Source organism: Pseudomonas sp. CROZ-RG-20F-R04-15 (assembly GCF_022662375.1).
Classification (GTDB): Bacteria; Pseudomonadota; Gammaproteobacteria; order Pseudomonadales; family Pseudomonadaceae; genus Aquipseudomonas.
Genome location: NZ_JAKNQL010000001.1, coordinates 668,537 through 686,110 on the forward strand (window position 1 = coordinate 668,537; position 17,574 = coordinate 686,110).

The 17,574-nt window shown below is 58.8% G+C and carries 13 protein-coding genes; 6 read left to right on the plus strand and 7 right to left on the minus strand.

Annotated elements, in window-relative coordinates:
• Positions 1-170: 170 nt before the first annotated feature.
• Positions 171-1,298 carry a branched-chain amino acid ABC transporter substrate-binding protein gene (locus L8H52_RS03020; protein ID WP_034154998.1) on the minus strand — a complete coding sequence of 376 codons (1,128 nt, stop codon included), beginning with the start codon at positions 1,296-1,298 and terminating at the stop codon, positions 171-173.
• 352 nt (positions 1,299-1,650) lie between these two features.
• Between L8H52_RS03020 and L8H52_RS03025 the strand changes: the two genes are divergently transcribed.
• The gene (locus L8H52_RS03025) at positions 1,651-1,971 is read left to right on the plus strand and encodes a DUF2288 domain-containing protein (protein WP_242204708.1); all 321 of its coding nucleotides are present in this window, start codon (positions 1,651-1,653) and stop codon (positions 1,969-1,971) included.
• Positions 1,972-2,252: 281 nt separating this feature from the next.
• On the opposite strand, the gene L8H52_RS03030 is transcribed toward L8H52_RS03025, so the two are convergent.
• On the minus strand, positions 2,253-4,451 hold the full coding sequence (locus L8H52_RS03030; RefSeq protein WP_242204706.1) for a hypothetical protein: 2,199 nt from the start codon (positions 4,449-4,451) through the stop codon (positions 2,253-2,255).
• Positions 4,452-4,648: 197 nt separating this feature from the next.
• Between L8H52_RS03030 and L8H52_RS03035 the strand changes: the two genes are divergently transcribed.
• On the plus strand, positions 4,649-5,545 hold the full coding sequence (locus L8H52_RS03035; RefSeq protein ID WP_242204704.1) for an NAD(P)-dependent oxidoreductase: 897 nt from the start codon (positions 4,649-4,651) through the stop codon (positions 5,543-5,545).
• On the opposite strand, the gene L8H52_RS03040 is transcribed toward L8H52_RS03035, so the two are convergent.
• A complete protein-coding gene (locus L8H52_RS03040; protein WP_242204701.1) occupies positions 5,436-7,718 on the minus strand; it encodes a bifunctional diguanylate cyclase/phosphodiesterase in 2,283 nt (760 codons plus the stop codon). The two genes, L8H52_RS03035 and L8H52_RS03040, sit on opposite strands and share 110 nt — an antisense overlap.
• 149 nt (positions 7,719-7,867) lie before the next feature.
• Complete coding sequence (locus tag L8H52_RS03045) at positions 7,868-8,236, minus strand: YkgJ family cysteine cluster protein (RefSeq protein ID WP_053117848.1); 369 nt, start codon at positions 8,234-8,236, stop codon at positions 7,868-7,870.
• A 301-nt stretch (positions 8,237-8,537) separates the two neighbouring features.
• On the opposite strand from L8H52_RS03045, the gene L8H52_RS03050 reads away from it, so the two are divergent.
• Positions 8,538-9,887, plus strand: a complete 1,350-nt coding sequence (locus L8H52_RS03050; protein WP_242204699.1) for an MFS transporter — start codon at positions 8,538-8,540, stop codon at positions 9,885-9,887.
• 181 nt (positions 9,888-10,068) lie between these two features.
• Here L8H52_RS03050 and rapA read toward each other — a convergent pair whose 3' ends face one another.
• Positions 10,069-12,915, minus strand: a complete 2,847-nt coding sequence (gene rapA / locus L8H52_RS03055) for an RNA polymerase-associated protein RapA (protein ID WP_242204697.1) — start codon at positions 12,913-12,915, stop codon at positions 10,069-10,071.
• Positions 12,916-13,167: 252 nt separating this feature from the next.
• Here rapA and L8H52_RS03060 point away from each other — a divergent pair, with 252 nt between their 5' ends.
• From L8H52_RS03060 to ccoM, 3 genes are all read left to right on the plus strand, one after another.
• Positions 13,168-13,509 (plus strand): hypothetical protein, encoded by a 342-nt coding sequence (locus L8H52_RS03060; protein ID WP_003222394.1) that lies wholly within the window; start codon positions 13,168-13,170, stop codon positions 13,507-13,509.
• 97 nt (positions 13,510-13,606) lie between these two features.
• Positions 13,607-13,768, plus strand: coding sequence for a hypothetical protein (locus tag L8H52_RS03065; protein ID WP_242204695.1), 162 nt, complete (start codon positions 13,607-13,609; stop codon positions 13,766-13,768).
• Between the two features lie 145 nt (positions 13,769-13,913).
• On the plus strand, positions 13,914-14,027 hold the full coding sequence (ccoM, locus tag L8H52_RS30410; protein WP_003222396.1) for a cytochrome c oxidase subunit CcoM: 114 nt from the start codon (positions 13,914-13,916) through the stop codon (positions 14,025-14,027).
• Positions 14,028-15,029: 1,002 nt separating this feature from the next.
• On the opposite strand, the gene L8H52_RS03070 is transcribed toward ccoM, so the two are convergent.
• Both L8H52_RS03070 and L8H52_RS03075 read right to left on the minus strand, forming a co-directional pair.
• Entirely contained in the window at positions 15,030-16,505 is a 1,476-nt protein-coding gene (locus L8H52_RS03070) for an inorganic phosphate transporter (RefSeq protein ID WP_242204693.1), read from the minus strand.
• Positions 16,506-16,878: 373 nt separating this feature from the next.
• Positions 16,879-17,079, minus strand: a complete 201-nt coding sequence (locus L8H52_RS03075) for a hypothetical protein (RefSeq protein WP_034153068.1) — start codon at positions 17,077-17,079, stop codon at positions 16,879-16,881.
• Positions 17,080-17,574: the final 495 nt, after the last annotated feature.

Sequence of the window (17,574 nt, forward strand, 5' to 3'; positions counted from 1 at the left end):
CCGTGGATCTATATCCACTTCGAATCCGGGTTTTGCCAGCGAACCGCTGATGACGGTTTTGAGATTTTCAGGTGGGGAGACTGGCGGATCACGCCAGCGCGGCCCATACATTCGTAAAACAAAGCCCACGGCACGCCGTGGGCTTTATTGGCAGTCAGTCAGGCAGCGCCTTACTGTGGGGATACTTCAGTTTTCGGTTTGCCGAAGTGCCACTCGTAAACCACAAATTTGAAGTCCTTCAGGTCGCCCTTGGCGTCGAAGCTCAGGTCGCCGGTAGGGGTTTTGAAGGTGCCAGCGTGAATGGCTTCGGCCACTTTGGCCGGGTCTTCGGATTTGGCCGCGGTGATACCGCCGGCAATCACTTCAACCGCCGAGTAGGAAGGGAACACGAACGGGCCGCTCGGATCTTCTTTCTTCGCCTTGAATGCATCCGCCAGGGCGATGTTGGCCGGATCCTGGTCGAAGGATTTCGGCAGGGTTACCAGCAGACCTTCGGAAGCGTCTTTGGCGATCTGCGAAATCGAGTCGTTACCCACGCCTTCCGGACCCATGAACTTGGCTTTCAGGCCTTTTTCGGCCGACTGACGCAGGATCAGGCCCAGCTCCGGGTGGTAGCCGCCGTAGTAAACGAAGTCGACGTTGGCTTGCTTGAGTTTGGCGATGATCGAGGAGAAGTCCTTGTCGCCGGCGTTGACGCCTTCGAACACGGCAACTTTGGTGCCTTTCTTCTCGAGGGTCGCTTTAACGGCGGTGGCGATGCCTTCACCGTATTGTTGCTTGTCGTGCAGGACGGCAACGATTTTCGGTTTCACGTGATCGGCAATGTAGTTACCGGCGGCAGGGCCCTGGGCGCTGTCCAGACCGATGGTGCGGAAGACCATTTTGTAACCACGGGCGGTGATGTCCGGGCTGGTGGCAGCCGGGGTGATCATGATCACGCCTTCGTCTTCGTAAATGTCCGAAGCCGGTTGAGTGGAGCTGGAGCACAGGTGACCGACGACGAACTTGACGCCGTCGTTGACGACCTTGTTCGCGACCGCTACCGCTTGTTTCGGATCGCAGGCATCGTCGTATTCAACGGCTTCGAGTTTCTTGCCGTCGACGCCGCCCTTGGCGTTGATTTGCTCAATGGCCATTTTCGCGCCGCTGAACTGCATGTCGCCGTACTGGGCTACTGGACCGGTTTTAGGACCGGCGATACCGATTTTGATGGTGTCAGCTGCGAACGAATGGCTGGCAACCCCGGCCAGAACCATAGCGGCAAACAGTTTGGAAATCTGCTTAGTAGCCTTAGTCATAGTGCTCCACTCTTACTGTTGTAATTTTTTTGAGTTCTGGCGCCGTAGCAGCAGAACCGGGTCAGATATCTTTGCGATACCCTCCGGAAATGCCCCCGGCAACTGTACCGGTACAGTGTAGAGCGCCGGTTGTCAGCCTGGGAAGCGGGCGCCGAGGGGCAAAACTTCGGGGTGTCGCATTTTTGAATGAAAAAGACAGAATTGCGGCGGGGCGTTCGTGGGCATATATCCCAATCAGCAGCATTCCTTGGCGTTCCTGCTCTTTTCGTTCGGTACAGCCATTTGCAACCGGGTTTTGCTGGCGGACCACCAACGTTATTATTCGCGTCGATTTCTTTTCCGGACAGCACCCATGAATCAAGAACCTAGCACCCTCTATGCCAAGCTGCTTGGTGAAACCGCATCGATTACCTGGAAAGAGTTGGAGCCGTTCTTCGCCAAGGGTGCCCTATTGTGGGTCGACCCGAGCCTTGATTTGATCGCCGCCGCCGAGGCCGTGGCGTCGGATGAGGGCGAGAAAGTGGCTGCCTGGCTGGCTGAAGACAAAGTCGCCAAGCTGTCTGAGACGCGGGCGCTGGATCTTTTCGAACGCGATCCGCAGCTCTGGGCGGTGGTGGTTTCGCCGTGGATTCTGATCCAGGAAAGGGCAGGCGCTTCTGGTGCTGCACCTTGATGGTGCGGACGGACGTCAGCGAAAAGTGTGTAGCCGAGTAGCGTGATGGCACGTTGCCGTAGAGAAACACCACAAGCGTAGGTGGGCTCACGGTGACGTAAACGTAACGGGAACAGTTTAGTAAGCAGCCTAACGGCTGCTTAATTGTTTCTGGATATTGGAAAGGTTGAAATCTTCAGTGAATGTGCCGGCCCCTTCGCGAGCAAGCTCGCTCCCACAGGGGGAACGCATTCCAAATGTGGGAGCGAGCTTGCTCGCGAAAGGGGCGACTCGGTCTTCGGTCAGACCGTGAACGACTTCCCGGTATGGTTATTCAGCGAAATAACCTTGGTCTTGCCAATCCGGTGACGGTAAATCTCGCGCAGATACTTGATCGACTTCTTCACGCAATCGCGCGACAAACGAATGTCGTTGATCGAGACAAACTTCTCTTTGTCGTTGATCAGCTCGCGGTACTTCTTCTCGTACATCGGTTTGATCGCGTACCAGTTGGTATCAAGGATCTTCGCCGGGTTCTCGAACTCGTTGAGCAGGTCGTCGATACGGTCTTCGTCGAACTCTTCGTTGATGATGAAATCGAGGATCGAGTTGTCCAGGGTCTCGTCGAAACGGTACGGGTTCTTCGCGAAGCAGCGCTTGATGAACGCCACGATCAAAGTCAGGAAGTCGTCCGACAGGCACGGGCTCTTGGCGATCAGGGTGGTCAGCGACAGGTTGGCCGATGCGCCGATCACCAGCGCATAGCGCTTGAGCGTGGTGTTGGGGAACAGGCTGTTGAGGTGAGTCTTCAACCGGTTCAGGTCCATGTACGACAGCTTGTAGTCTTTCGGCAGCGAGACGATCGACACCACCGATGAGCAGTTCTTGAAGAAGTGCAGGTCGTGCAGCGCGGCGGCGTCGTAGCCGGAATTCTTGTACTGCTCAAGCGAAGCGCGATAGCGCTTGGACTCGATCGGCAACAGGCTGATCCCTTCGATCGCCTGCGTCACTTTGTTGAAGTGCGGCAGATCGATTGAGCGGAAGAACAGGTCATCAATGTTCAGACGCTGTGGCTCTTTGTCGAACACCTTGAATTTGTCGCTGCTCGGCGGCGGGGTTTCCGGCACCACCGATTCGGCGTAGGCAATTGCCACCGGGCCGGCGAGGCTCATGAACAGGTCGTTGGCGTCGAGGCGGATGGTCTCGCCGATGTCGATGCCGGCGCGGCGGAAGTAGTTCTGGTCGTAGTCAGTGGTGACTGCCTGCGCCGTCAGAATGTTGAAGATCTGCTGGGAGATGTACTGGTTGGCGTGCTTTTCCATCGCATTGACATCAATGTTCTGGATGTTGCCGTCATCGCTCTCTTCGGCGTAACGCATGATGTCGTTGGAGATCAACATCATCGCGTTCCATGGGCGGATACGCCCCATGACGCTGGCTTCGCTGCTGTCTTCGTTAGCGAAGTTGTAAGAGAAATCCCATTCTTCCGAAAGGTATTTGCACAGCAGGCGACCGGCGTTGATGTGCAGCGCCTCGGACATTTCGCTGCGGTGATCGGAAATGTTCGGCAGTACGCAGATGCCGCTGGTGAAGATCGGCTCGAACACAAACGAATGACCGCTCTTGCCGTCATGCTCGTCCATCGGCTTGGTGTCGAACGTTTTGTTCATGTACGAGTGCTGCTGGGCCAGGCCGAATTCCGAGGCCATGCCGGAACCGGTACCGCCGCCGGCACTGAAGATCGAGAAGTACAGGCGCGACTGGTTGGCTTTGATGCCGCAGCTGTCGATCAGGTACGAGTGGATCATTTTCCAGTCAGGGCTGGAGAAACGCTGGGTGTCCTTGTTGAGGATGATCTTCGCCAGGTACTGGCCGAGGATCGGCGCGTTACCGGCGCCACCGGCGTGGACTTCGGACAAGTCCATGATCTTCATTTTGCTGTAGTCGCGCAGGAAGCCGCTTTTCTCGCCTTTGCGCGAGAAACGGATGCGCCCGGCGATGTCCTTGTCGAGGTCGCCGAGCATCACTAGCGGTTCGACCAGAAACACTGGTTTGGTCGATTTGTTCGGGCCGATGCGCAGGTTGTTCTTGATCCACTGCGCCGGGCTGTAACCCTTGTCGGCCAGTCGGCGATCTGCCGCACGGTCTTCGTTGTTGAATTCGTTGAGGTAGAACTTGCGCGCGTTGTACACCAGTTCCGCGACATCGAGGGCGATGTTCGAGCCGCAGCGACCGAGGCCGATCAGGCACACCGAGGGGAATTCCTGATCGTTGTGCTGTTCGTTGTCGCCTTCCAGGTGCGGCGGGCGCGGGAACACCAGATCACGCAGGCCGTCGAGGTTGTCGAGGATGCGGTCGGTGTTGGTTTCGGTGAAGTACAGGTATTGCTGAGTCGACAGCGGGCGCGACGGGAGCAATGGCTTCGGCGATGACGGGCTGTTGGCGGCGGGGCTCAAAGTCAGATCGGATACCGCAGTGGCGGGATTGTTTTTAGAAGTCATTGTGCGCCATATACCTGGACTGGGTTGGCTCGCGGGCCAATGCCTGCGAACCTCACGGAATAAGATCTCGCGTCTTTTATTTGCGCGTATTGAGCCCGAGCGCCAGGGTTTTGGCCTGACTGTCGCTGGGGGGAATCCTTTCCTGATCGTTGATGAATCGGCCATTATTCGGCGATCTTTAATCGAAAAGAGGCAAAATGATGTCAACGCTACCTTCGTTGGGGTTCGCCGGAATCGGTCTGATGGGCCTGCCCATGTGCCGGCGTCTGTTGGCGGCGGGTTACCCGCTGACGGTGTGGAATCGCAACCCGGCCAAGTGCGCGCCACTGGTCGAAGCCGGTGCCCGGCAGGTAGCGAGCCCCGCTGAACTGTGCGAACACGCCGATGTGCTGATGTTGTGTCTGGCCGATACGACGGTGGTGCGCGAAGTCGTGTTCGGTCCGGCCGGTGTCGCCGACGGGGCGAAAAAAGGCCAGTTGCTGGTGGATTTTTCCAGCCTTGAACCGACGGCCACTCGCGAGATGGCGGCGCAACTGCTGGAGAAAACCGGCATGTCCTGGCTGGATTCACCCGTGTCCGGCGGTGTGGTCGGCGCCGAGGCCGGTAGTCTGGCAATCATGGTCGGCGGCGCTGCGGCAGATCTTGAACGCGTGCGCCCGGTGCTACTCAGCCTCGGTCAGCGGGTCACGCACATGGGCGGCATCGGTGCCGGTCAGGTGACCAAGGCCTGCAATCAGATGATCGTTGCCTGCAATGCGCTGGTGATCGCCGAAGTGGTGGCGCTGGCCGAGCAGGCCGGCGTCGATGCCAGCCTGATCGCCGAAGCGTTGGCCGGCGGTTTCGCCGATTCGAAACCGTTGCAGATTCTGGCGCCGCAAATGGCCGAAAGCCGTTTCGAACCGATCAAGTGGCACGTGCGCACCTTGCTCAAGGATCTCGACACCGCCGTGAAATTCTCCCGCGAACAAGGCTCGGCGACACCAATCAGCGGATTGGCCGCACAACTGATGCGCCTGCATGGGGCGCAAGGCTATTTGGCGAAGGATCCAGCGACACTGGTGCAAATGTACCGCGCGCCAGAATCAACGGATTGACCGCATGTGAATGTTTGCGCTGATTGATTTCTGCCAGCACCGGGCGTAGTTCGTCCAGCGGTACGGGGCGGCTGAGCAGGTAACCCTGAATGAAGTCGCAGCCCGAGCGTTCAAGAAACTCGTATTGCTCCAGGCTTTCCACGCCTTCGGTGACCACCTGCAAATGCAGGGTGTGCGCCATGACGATGATCGCCTGGACGATCTCCATGTCCGCCGTGGCCGTGGGAATGTCGAGGATGAACGAGCGGTCGATTTTCAGCGTGTTCAGAGGCAGGCGCTTGAGATAGGCCAGCGAAGAATAACCGGTGCCGAAATCATCAATCGACAGTGATACACCGAGGGCACGGATCTGCCGCAGCAGTACCAGGGTGTTGGCGATGTTGCCCATCAGCGCATTTTCGGTGACTTCCAGTTCCAGACGTTCCGGTGCGACCCCGGCGGTGCGCAACGCACCTTCGATTTCGATGGCCAGTTCTTCCCGGGCGAGGTTGAGCGGCGAGCAGTTCCAGGCGATTTTCAGTTCTTCGCAGCCATGCCGTGACAACTCTCCCAGATCCTTGCAGGCACGACGCAGCACCCAGTTGTCCAGTTCGGCGATCAGGCCGTTGTTTTCGGCAATGGCAATAAAGCGGTCCGGGGTCAGCAAACCATGCAGCGGATGCTGCCAGCGAATCAGCGCCTCAAGTTTGGTCACCCGCCCGGTCTTGAGTTCGAAGATTGGCTGGTAATACAGCATCAGGCCGTTTTCTTCGCGCAAGGCGTGGCGCAGCTCTTCTTCGAGTTGCAGTTCCAGGGTCGCGCGGTTTTTCAGGTTGGAATTGAAAAAGTGCAGGCCGTTGCGTCCGGCGCCTTTGGATTGATACAGCGCCAGATCGGCGTGCTTGAGCAGTTCTTCGCAGGTGGTGCCGTCTTCCGGGAACAGGCTGATGCCAATGCTGGTGGTCATCACCATGCGCCGCCCGGCCAGTTCGATCGGCTCTTTCATCTTGAGCATGATGCGCTGGGCCATGTTGCGGGCTTCCTCGCGGTCATGCAGGCTGATGAGGATGCAGAACTCGTCGCCGCCGAAGCGCGCGACCACGTCTTCATGGCTGCGCACCGAGCTTTTGATGTGCTGGGCGATGACCTTGAGCAGTTCGTCACCGGCGTCGTGGCCGAGGCTGTCATTGATACGTTTGAAGTGGTCGATGTCGAGAAACATCACCGCGAGCATGCCGCCTTCGCTGGTTTTCTGACTAAGTTTTTCGGCGAAGATCTGGTTGAACCCGCGTCGGTTGATCAAGTTAGTCAGTGCATCGTAGTTGGCCACTTGTTGCAGCGACATGCGCGCCTGATCGAGCTGGCTGAGCAGGGCATTGACCCGGCGCAGGTCGTGTTCCTTGTTTTGCAGTTTCTTGTCGGCCAGTGCCGCGCTGATTGCACTGCCAAGGATCAGCAAGATAATCAGCGCGACCGTAAGGCCCAATTGCAGGTGGCTGGTTTCGGTGGCAATCGACGGCAGGCTGTTTGCCGGCAGGACCAGTTTCAGCGCCGCCATCCCGGTGAAGTGCATGCTGAAGATGCCGGCACCGAGGATCAGGGCGGCGCTGTACTTGAGCATCTGATGGACCAGGCCGCTGCCTTCACGCAGATAACCGGCCACCCACAGGGCGGCGAAACTGGCGCCGATGGCGATGGCGATCGACAGCACGAACAGCGTCGGTTGGTAATAAGCGGTGGCGCTCGACTCCATCGCCGCCATGCCGACGTAATGCATGCCGGCAATGCCCAGACCAATAACGATGGCGGTTTTCAGGTAGTGCACCAGGTTTGGCTGCGCTTCGCTCAGTGTGTGCATGGCCAGCCACGAGGCGAGCAGGGCGATCAGCAGGGAAAACAGGGTGATGGGCAGGTCGTAGTGGATCTCGATCGGCGCCTGGAACGCCAGCATGCCGATGAAGTGCATGGCCCAGATGCCGCCGGCCAGGCAGGTCGCGCCGATCCAGCGCCACAGCCGTTGCGAGTGCTGATCTTCGGCATGGCCGACCCGCTCGGCCATATCGAGTGTGGCAAAACTCGCGGCGCAGGCAACCAGATAGGCGACCAGCACCAGCAAGGGATTATGTGTGCAATCTAAAATGACCTGCCCGCTCTCCGGCAGCTCGGTAACAAACTGCAAACCAAGCCACTCCATAGCATGCCCCGTCTCTGAAGTCGTCCTGACTGCGCGGTGAACGCAGGCGAATGACTGGAGTATAGAGGCGGTTTTTGCCGTGCAAGGGGTAGTGGCACATTGGCGCTAATGATTTCGGCATTAGCGTCATAGCGATTGGCGCTAACGGCTCAGGCGATCTGTTCGAAAGGGATTTGCGCCCAGTCCGGTTGCAGCGGCGGCAAGCCGAAACGCGCGCGAGCCTTGTCGCAATCGACATTCTGTTCGCCGTTTTCCCATGACGATTCGAATTCGCGGCAGGGGCTGGAGCGCAATTCATAAATCGAGCACTTCACCTCGCTGCCGACTTCGCCTTCCAACGCCGTGCAGCGTGGCGATTTGCAGTCGGTGCCGTTCATCGCCACCCGGCTCGGACTGATCTGCGTGACCAGTTCATCAGGCACGGTGCCGCCGGAGGAAGCGCACTCACCCCAGAAAAAAGACACACGGAAATGGGAACAACAGGCACCGCAATTCAGACACGGACTGACTTCGGACATGGACGGGGGTATCAAAGGGATTGATCGGGAGATCCGGACGGATCCGGCGGCTATTCTAGGCTTCGCCACGGCGTTGGGAAGGGGGGCGTGAAACTATTTTTTTGTGGCAAGGTTTTGCCGCAAAAGCCCCGGTTTTCGGGGGATTCAAGCGTTATCAAGGGCTTACGTTTCGTTACAGTGCCATGGCCCGATATCAGGCAGACGAATGATCACAGACAGCCCCGTCATGGCTGACTAGATTGCAGGTTCCGGGCTCGGATGCGTTGGCAGTGAAGCCCTATAACAATAAAGAGACGGACCCATGCAGAACTCGACCCAAGCGGCGAATGCCTGGCGCATTCTGTTCCTGCTGTTCCTTGCCAACCTGTTCAACTTCTTCGACCGCACCATTCCGGCGATCATCATCGAGCCGATCCGCATGGAATGGCACCTCAGCGACTTTCAACTGGGGATCGTCGGCACCGCCTTCACCATTGTTTACGCCATCGCCGGATTGCCGCTGGGGCGGATGGCCGATACCGGTTCGCGCAGCAAACTGATGGGCTGGGGCCTGGCGACGTGGAGCGCGCTGACGGCGGTTAACGGTCTGGTCGGCAGTTTCTGGAGTTTCCTGATCGTGCGCATGGGCATCGGTATCGGCGAAGCCAGTTATGCGCCAGCGGCCAACTCGCTGATTGGTGACCTGTTTCCAGCACACCGCCGGGCGCGGGCCATGGGGATTTTCATGCTCGGTCTGCCGCTGGGGCTGTTGCTGGCGTTCTTCACCATCGGCGCCATGGTCAAGGCGTTTGATAGCTGGCGTGCGCCATTCTTCATTGCGGCGGTACCGGGGCTGATCCTCGCGATCTTCATGTTCTTCATTAAGGAACCGAAGCGTGGCGCGGCGGAAACCGTGCAAGTCTCCCAAGAAAAAGTCGACAGACCGATCCGGCGGATTCTGGCAGTGCCGACCTTTCTCTGGCTGGTGCTGGCTGGGCTGTGCTTCAACTTCGCGACCTATGCCTGCAACTCGTTTCTGGTGCCGATGCTGCAGCGCTATTTCCTAATGCCGTTGCAGGAAGCGGCGGTGGCCACCGGCATGATCGTTGGCGTGACCGGGCTGGTTGGGTTGACGCTGGGTGGCTGGATTGCTGACAAGATTCACCAGCGTGTGGCCAATGGGCGGCTGTTGTTCGCGGCGTTCAGCCTGATTATCTCGACCTTGTGCACGGCATGGGCGCTGCATTCGGGGCGGATCGAGATTGGCGTGTTTGTCGCGGTGTTCAGCGTCGGCTGGCTGTTTGCCTACAACTTCTACACCTGCGTTTATACGGCGATTCAAGACGTGGTCGAACCGCGTTTGCGGGCGACGGCGATGGCGTTGTTCTTTGCCGGGTTGTATTTGCTCGGCGGTGGTTTGGGACCGGTGGTGGTCGGTGGCCTGTCGGATCATTTTGCGCACACGGCGATGCTGGCGGCGGGGGCTGAGCAGATGACCGAGGCGTTCAAGGCTGTCGGGCTGCACGATGCTATGTACCTGATTCCGGTGGCGCTGTTTTTGACCATGGTGTTTCTGTTTCTGGCGGCGCGGTGTTTTGTGCGCGATGCGCAGCGGATGAAGGAGGGGTTGGTGGCGGTGGTTGAGCCAGAGGTTGCGGTAGCGACGGCATGATGATCGTTCCCACGCTCTGCGTGGGAATGCAGCCCGGGACGCTCTGCGTCCCTTTCCGGAGCTGGAACGCGGAGCGTCCCCTGAAGCATTCCCACGCAGAGCGTGGGAACGATCTGCGGCAAACAAAAAGGCCCGCATCGCTGCGGGCCTTCTTGTTTTCAGCGCTGGGGAGCAGGGCGGTTTAGCCCGCCACCAACACCCGAATCGCTTCCAGACGCAACGCAGCCTTGTCCAGCATCGCCAGACCCTGCTCACGTTGCGTGCGCAACGCATCCAGTTCGCTGTCACGCACGGTCGGGTTGACCGCCTGCAACGCAGTCAGGCGCGCCAGTTCTTCGTCGGTGTCGGCCGCCAGACGGCGACGGGCCTCGGCCACGCGCTCGGCGTGACGTGGGGCGATCTTGTCTTCACCGGCGTTGATCCGTGGCGTCAGCTGATCGCGCTGGGCCTGGATGAACTTGTTGGCGCTGGCACGTGGCACGCTTTCCAGCTGGTCGTTCAGGGTTTCAAACGAGACGCGAGCCGACAGGTCGTTGCCGTTGGCATCGAGCAGGCAGCGCAGGGCGGCCGGCGGCAGGTAACGGCCCAGTTGCAGCGAACGCGGTGCAACCACTTCGCTGACATACAGCAGTTCCAGCAAAACGGTGCCCGGCTTCAACGCCTTGTTCTTGATCAGTGCGACAGCGGTGTTGCCCATCGAACCGGACAGCACCAGGTCCATGCCACCCTGCACCATCGGGTGTTCCCAGGTGATGAACTGCATGTCTTCGCGCGACAGCGCCTGATTGCGGTCGTAAGTGATGGTCACGCCTTCGTCGTCGCCCAGCGGGAAACTGGCGTCGAGCATCTTCTCGCTCGGCTTGAGGATCAGGGCGTTTTCCGAATGGTCTTCGCTGTCGATGCCGAATGCGTCGAACAGGGTTTCCATGTAGATCGGCAGGGCGAACTGATCGTCTTGCTCAAGAATGTCCTCGACCAGCGCTTCACCTTCGCCCGCGCCGCCGGAGTTGAGCTCCAGCAGGCGGTCACGGCCGGTGTGCAGCTCGGCTTCCAGACGCTCGCGCTCGGTGCGCGCTTCGTCGATCAGCGCTTGCCACTCGCCGTCGTCAGCCTCTTCGAGCAGCGGCAGCAGGCGCGGGCCGAACTGATGCTGCAAGGCGTTGCCGGTCGGGCAAGTGTTGAGGAACGCGTTCAGCGCTTCGTGGTACCACTGGAACAGGCGCTCTTGCGGGCTGGTTTCCAGGTACGGCACATGCAGTTCGATGATGTGCTTCTGGCCGATTCGGTCGAGTCGACCGATACGCTGCTCGAGCAGGTCCGGGTGCGACGGCAGATCGAACAGCACCAGGTGATGAGCGAACTGGAAGTTGCGACCTTCACTGCCGATTTCCGAGCAGATCAGCACTTGTGCGCCAAACTCTTCATCCGCGAAGTAGGCGGCGGCGCGGTCACGCTCAAGGATGTTCATGCCTTCATGGAACACCGTCGCCGGGATGCCGGAACGCACGCGCAGGGCGTCCTCTAGATCCATCGCGGTTTCGGCGTGGGCGCAGATCACCAGCACTTTGGTGCGTTTGAGCATTTTCAGCTGATCGATCAGCCACTCGACGCGCGGGTCGAATTTCCACCAGCGTTCTTCTTCGCTGGCGTCCGGCTGCGCCTGGAAGCTGACTTCCGGGTACAGCTCGGTGTGTTCGCCGAGCGGCAGTTCGAGGTATTCGTCCGGGCACGGCAGCGGGTACGGGTGCAGTTTGCGCTCCGGGAAACCCTGCACGGCGGCGCGGGTGTTACGGAACAGCACGCGGCCGGTGCCGTGGCGATCGAGCAGTTCGCGCACGAGGCGGGCACTGGCTTCGGTGTCTCCATCGTTGACCGCAGTGAGCAAGGCTTCGCCTTCGTTGCCGAGGAAACCCTGAATGGTCTTGTGTGCCTTGGCCGAGAGACGGCCCTTGTCGAGCAGTTCCTGCACGGCTTCGGCTACCGGGCGATAGTTTTCGCTCTCGGCGCGGAACGCAGCCAGGTCGTGGAAACGGTTTGGATCGAGCAGGCGCAGACGGGCGAAGTGGCTGTCCTGACCGAGCTGTTCCGGTGTCGCGGTGAGCAGCAACACGCCCGGGATGGTTTCCGCCAGTTGCTCGACCAGGGTGTATTCCGGGCTGGCCTTTTCTTCGTGCCAGACCAGGTGGTGCGCTTCGTCGACCACCAGCAGATCCCAGCCGGCAGCGAACAGTGCGTCCTGCGCCTTCTCGTCGTCGACCAGCCATTCCAGCGCTACCAGCGCCAGTTGGGTGTCTTCGAACGGGTTGCTGGCATCGCTTTCGATAAAGCGTTCTTCGTCGAACAGCGCGACCTGCAGGTTGAAGCGGCGGCGCATTTCCACCAGCCACTGGTGCTGAAGGTTTTCCGGGACGAGGATCAGCACGCGGCTGGCGCGGCCCGAGAGCAGTTGGCGATGGATCACCAGACCGGCTTCGATGGTTTTACCCAGACCCACTTCGTCCGCCAGCAATACACGTGGCGCGATACGGTCGGCGACTTCACGGGCGATGTGCAATTGATGCGCGATCGGTTGCGCACGCACACCACCCAGGCCCCAGAGCGAAGATTGCAGCTGGCGGCTGGTGTGTTCGAGGGTGTTGTAACGCAGCGAGAACCACGCCAGCGGGTCGATCTGCCCGGCGAACAGACGGTCGCTGGCCAGACGGAACTGAATGAAGTTCGACAGCTGGGTTTCCGGCAGGGTGACGGCTTCGTTCTGCCCGTTGAGACCGTGATAGACCATCAGCCCATCGACATCGTCGACTTGCTGCACGGTCATCTTCCAGCCTTCGAAGTGGGTGATGCTGTCACCCGGCGAGAACCGCACGCGGGTCAGGGGCGCATTCCGTAGCGCGTACTGGCGGGTTTCGCCAGTGGCCGGGTAAAGCACGGTCAACAAGCGGCCGTCCTGTGCCAGAACGGTGCCTAAACCAAGCTCTGCTTCGCTGTCACTGATCCAGCGTTGCCCCGGTTGATACTGCTGCGCCATGCTGCCTGACTCCCACCTTGAAAAAGCGGGCTATCTTAACGGAATGAGGGCTTCAGGGCCAAAGATTACTGGGTAGGAGCTGCCGAAGGCTGCGATCTTTTGATCTTTGAGAACCCTTGAGGTTTGAGCTGTCTGATAAAGATCGCAGCCTGCGGCAGCTCATGCAGGCTGCCAAATGCGTCACAGATTTACGACGGATGGCTCAAGGCGCCTTTGCCGCAGCCGATAGCCTGCAGACAGGAGACCCTTTATATGTTGCCACCGATGCTCCCCCTGAGCGCTGTGCCGATCACTTCCCAGCAGGATCCGATCCGCCAGCGGCCGGACATTCCTCCGGTGGTGCCGGTGCAGGAAAGCTCCAACGAAAGCACGATCGATCTGCAAAAGCGCGATCCGGAAGAGGACCGATTGCTGGCGCGCGAAGAACAGCGTCGCCAGCAAGAGCGTGATCGCCGCCGCCGTGAGGCTGACGAAGACCCCGAAGAGCATCTGGCCGTGCCGGGCACCGAACTCAACGCCGACAATACTGTGCCGGTGGTGCCGCTGATGGAAGATCAGCCGCGTCAGGGCTTGTGGGTCGATATCGAGATCTGATCTTCGGCTGGTCAGCGCTGGTGTGACGTTGCATTATTGACGCGGTCCTGCCGGTGATGTGGCAGTTGTGATCCTTTACTGCGATGTACTGAATGCCATGAGCCAAGACGACAAACTGATCGACCTCAGCACTGAGCGCGCGAAGCGGGTGCATGACATAAAAGAGAAGCGCCTGAACGAAGTGCGCCAGGCCTTCGAGCAGGCGATGCCGCTGGGAAAAACCAGGAAAAAGTCGAAGAACAAGCCGAAAAAGCGTTGATCTGCCCCTGCATCCTTTGATGCAGGTCATTTAATTCCCCTCCTTTATCTCCCTTCCTTGCTGGTATTGATCCCGGTCAATTTGTGCGTCTGTGTGTTTGGTAACTTAGGTCCATCGCAGCAGAGCAGGGGCCAGGAGGCCAGTCATGTTTTTCGATAACGTGGTGTTTGCCGGGGTCCTGACTGTAGGGCTGATGGTTCTGTTTTTTGCAGGGTTTGGATTTTTTATCTGGAAGGATGCGAATAAGCGCAAGAAGTGATTCTTCTGGATTGATGAGCACGCAAGGCATTTTGGGGCGACTTCGGTTGCCCCTTTTTTTTGCCTTGGCGGCCTGTGGGCCGACCATGTTGTGGGTGTGCTTTGTGAATATCCGTTGCTGCGGTAACGGCTGCTTAGGGTTCCGCCCTTACGGCGGGTCACCTTTTCCAAACGCCGAAAAGGTAACCCAAAAGGCTTGCTCCTGCGTTCGGCCCGCTCGCTGGGGCTCGGGGTTCCTTCGCTCCGGGATCGATCCGGGCGCAGCGCCTACGGTTTGCTGCGCTGCACCTCCTCTCGCTGTGTTTGGCTGCGCCAAACGGTCGCTGCGCTCCCACGCCCGGATCAATCCCTCCGCTCAGCCTGCCGATGTCGCCCGTGGATCAAGATCAAGATCAAGAGCAGGCGAGCTGACACTCGGCCTATTGAGTGGTGAAGAGCGCGGGTGTTCGGCTTTTGATTTGCGTTGTTGCTGCCCCTCACCCCGGCCCTCTCCCGAGGGAGAGGGAGCCGATTTGTGAGCCTTTCAGAATCTGAGTTCAACGCGATATCGCACGTCGGCGTACCTCTCCCAAACACCTAGATCAGTCCCCTCTCCCTCCGGGAGAGGGCTAGGGTGAGGGGCTTTGATCTGGCTTTTGATCTTGCTTCGGCTTTTGATTTTTCGCCCCATCGGCAGGCCGAGCGTAGGTGTCCATCCGGGGGTAGGCGCGCAGCGCCGTGCGGCGCAGCCGCATTCATCGAGAGGAGGTGCAGCGAAGCAAACCGTAGGCGATGCCCCCGGATGGACACCGTAGCGAGGGAACACTGAGCCTCAGCGAAGTGCCGTACGCCGGGGGAAGCCTTTTTGGTTACTTTTTCGGCGTTTGGAAAAAGTGACCCGTCGTAAGGGCGGAACCCTAATCAGCCGTTACCGCAGCAACGGATATGCCCACAAACCCAAACCCCAAAAAACAAAAAAGGCGCGATCCTCTCGAATCGCGCCTTTCTCATGTGCCGCTATCTATCAACTACCCAGCGCCTTCGAAGCCAGCCAGAACAACCCGGCCGACAGCGCAACAGTCGCCGGCAAGGTCAACACCCACGCCAGCAGAATGGTACGAACGGTGCCGCCTTGCAGGCCGCTTTTGTTGGCGACCATGGTGCCAGCCACACCCGAGGACAGAACGTGAGTGGTGGACACTGGCAGGCTGAAGATGTTGGCCAGGCCAATCATGGTGGCAGCAGTGATCTGAGCCGACATGCCTTGGGCATAGGTCATGCCTTGCTTGCCGATCTTCTCGCCGATCGTCAGTACCACACGTTTCCAGCCGACCATGGTGCCCAGACCCAAGGCCAGTGCCACCGCCAGAATCACCCAGAACGGGGCGTATTCGGTGGTGGTGGTCAGGTCTTTGCGCAGCTTGTCCAGGTCAGCCTTTTCGCGGGACTCAAGGCCCGGCAGCTTGGCGACTTTCTTCGCGGTGTCGTCCAGACACAGCAGGTAGCGACGAACTTCGATGCGGCTTTCAGACGGCAGCGAGTGGTAGTCCGTTACCCCTTTAAGGGTGTGCAGCAAGGCAGCGATGGTCGGTTCGGTCTGCTGCGGGTTGCAGCTGAATTTTTCCGGCAGGTCGCCTTCGACACTTTTGCCCAATGCCAGGAACTCGCCGAGGGTGGCGGAGTTACGCTGGTAGAACTGGCTCAGGTGCAGCGTCGCATCGCGAGTACGTTCGATCTGGTAGGTGGTGCTGTTCAGGTCGAGCACGAACTGTGCGGGCACGATACCGATCAGCACGAGCATGATCAGGCCGATACCTTTCTGACCGTCGTTGGATCCGTGCACGAAGCTCATGGCCATGGCGGACATGATCAACATCAGGCGGTTCCAGAATGGAGGGTGCTTCTTGTCGTCGATCTTGCGACGCTGTTCCGGCGTCTTGTGCATCTTCGACAGCGGGCGCCACCATTTAAGGCCGATCAGCACCAGTGCCGCGACCAGGAAACCCGCCATCGGCGAGAACACCAGCGAGGCGCCGATATCGATCGCTTTCTGCCAGTTCACGCCATCGGCCAACGGAATATCGTTGATCAAGGCGTTGGCCAGGCCGACACCGAGGATCGAGCCGATCAAGGTGTGCGAGCTGGAAGCCGGGATACCGAAGTACCAGGTGCCCAGGTTCCAGGCGATTGCCGCGGCGAGCAACGAGAACACCATCGCCAGACCATGGCCGGTGTTCACATTGATCAGCAGTTCAACCGGGAGCAAATGGACGATGGCATACGCCACGCCAACGCCACCCAGCAGCACGCCGAGGAAATTGAACACACCGGAAAAGAACACCGCCAGGTGGGGCGGCATGGCTTTGGTGTAGATAACAGTGGCTACCGCGTTAGCGGTGTCATGAAATCCATTGATGAACTCGAAGGCGAGGACAAACGTCAGGGCGAGCAAGAGGCTCACAAGCACCCAAGCATCCAGTTCGCTGAATAAATCGATCATGAAGGTTTTCTGACCCGGTCGTAAGGGGGCGCGATTATGCCAGAAAAGACTGGAAATCGATCCCCTACCTGCTCATCGGTTACACACTTCTTCGATTTAATTTGTTGCAGCGCATGAAAACCAAGCGTTGTGCAGGGTTTTTCAAGTGGTTGATTTACTTGATAAAACACTGAATTTACAGATGATTTAAGCGAGGCAACAAGGTCTCAAACGCTTGTCTGAAATATCTGTGAAACCTGTAGGACGCCCGTTCTCAGTCGGCCAGACCGGGTCATGGCCGCTGCCCGCGGGTAGCGGGCGCGCAAGGCATCGTCGTTCCACCGCGCTTGTAACCGGTGTGGACGCAAACCTTCAAAAGATCGAGAACCGAGGCTCAAGGCTCTTCGGGTTTCAGTTCTTCTTCCATCTTTTTAAGTTCTTGCTGGAAAACCTGATCCTGAACGGTCGGGCGTTTGCGCCACGCTTTGCGTTCCGGTTCGGGCTGAGCGGCGTAGGTGGTGACTTCCCCGCCGTAAACTTCCTTGTAACGTTGTTCCTGGCGCTCAAGTTCCGCGCGCAGTTCGTCTTTCGTCACAGTGCTACCTGTATGAGTTGAGTTAAGTGTCTGGTGAAACGCACTGCAACGAATCGATTGAACGAACCCACCGAGCATCCAACACCCGGACAGGCATTGGTGTAATCGGTGGGGCGATCAAGACTTCCGTGTTACAGGCGGCTACGGCACCAGATAAAAACTGACGCAGCATCAGTTTCCTGTTTCAGCGAGCGCAGGCGTTGCATGAGTAATGAGCGTCAGGCGCTGGCCGGGCTGTTGGTGATGGACATCACCTCAGCAGGTGGCGACCTCAGCGATTAAAAACGAGGTGCCACTGAGGTGCATTATAGCGGTCGATTCAGGAATGACTATCTTTGCCAAGTTAAAAACGGTTCTGGATGTGTGATTGTTTTGTGACTCGCAACTTTTGTCGCTAGTTGCAGTGCGTAATGGCCGTTATTGGGCGAGCGATCGGTTTTTGGCGCCATTTAGTCGAACAACTAAGGCCGTGATTCGGATAACGGGAGAAGTTGA

What these genes read in the sequence shown, in the direction of transcription:
- L8H52_RS03020 (WP_034154998.1), bottom strand. Translation starts at nt 1,298, where the DNA reads ATGACTAAGGCTACTAAGCAGATTTCCAAACTGTTTGCCGCTATGGTT.
- L8H52_RS03025 (WP_242204708.1), top strand. Translation starts at nt 1,651, where the DNA reads ATGAATCAAGAACCTAGCACCCTCTATGCCAAGCTGCTTGGTGAAACC.
- L8H52_RS03030 (WP_242204706.1), bottom strand. Translation starts at nt 4,451, where the DNA reads ATGACTTCTAAAAACAATCCCGCCACTGCGGTATCCGATCTGACTTTG.
- L8H52_RS03035 (WP_242204704.1), top strand. Translation starts at nt 4,649, where the DNA reads ATGATGTCAACGCTACCTTCGTTGGGGTTCGCCGGAATCGGTCTGATG.
- L8H52_RS03040 (WP_242204701.1), bottom strand. Translation starts at nt 7,718, where the DNA reads ATGGAGTGGCTTGGTTTGCAGTTTGTTACCGAGCTGCCGGAGAGCGGG.
- L8H52_RS03045 (WP_053117848.1), bottom strand. Translation starts at nt 8,236, where the DNA reads ATGTCCGAAGTCAGTCCGTGTCTGAATTGCGGTGCCTGTTGTTCCCAT.
- L8H52_RS03050 (WP_242204699.1), top strand. Translation starts at nt 8,538, where the DNA reads ATGCAGAACTCGACCCAAGCGGCGAATGCCTGGCGCATTCTGTTCCTG.
- rapA (WP_242204697.1), bottom strand. Translation starts at nt 12,915, where the DNA reads ATGGCGCAGCAGTATCAACCGGGGCAACGCTGGATCAGTGACAGCGAA.
- L8H52_RS03060 (WP_003222394.1), top strand. Translation starts at nt 13,168, where the DNA reads ATGTTGCCACCGATGCTCCCCCTGAGCGCTGTGCCGATCACTTCCCAG.
- L8H52_RS03065 (WP_242204695.1), top strand. Translation starts at nt 13,607, where the DNA reads ATGAGCCAAGACGACAAACTGATCGACCTCAGCACTGAGCGCGCGAAG.
- ccoM (WP_003222396.1), top strand. Translation starts at nt 13,914, where the DNA reads ATGTTTTTCGATAACGTGGTGTTTGCCGGGGTCCTGACTGTAGGGCTG.
- L8H52_RS03070 (WP_242204693.1), bottom strand. Translation starts at nt 16,505, where the DNA reads ATGATCGATTTATTCAGCGAACTGGATGCTTGGGTGCTTGTGAGCCTC.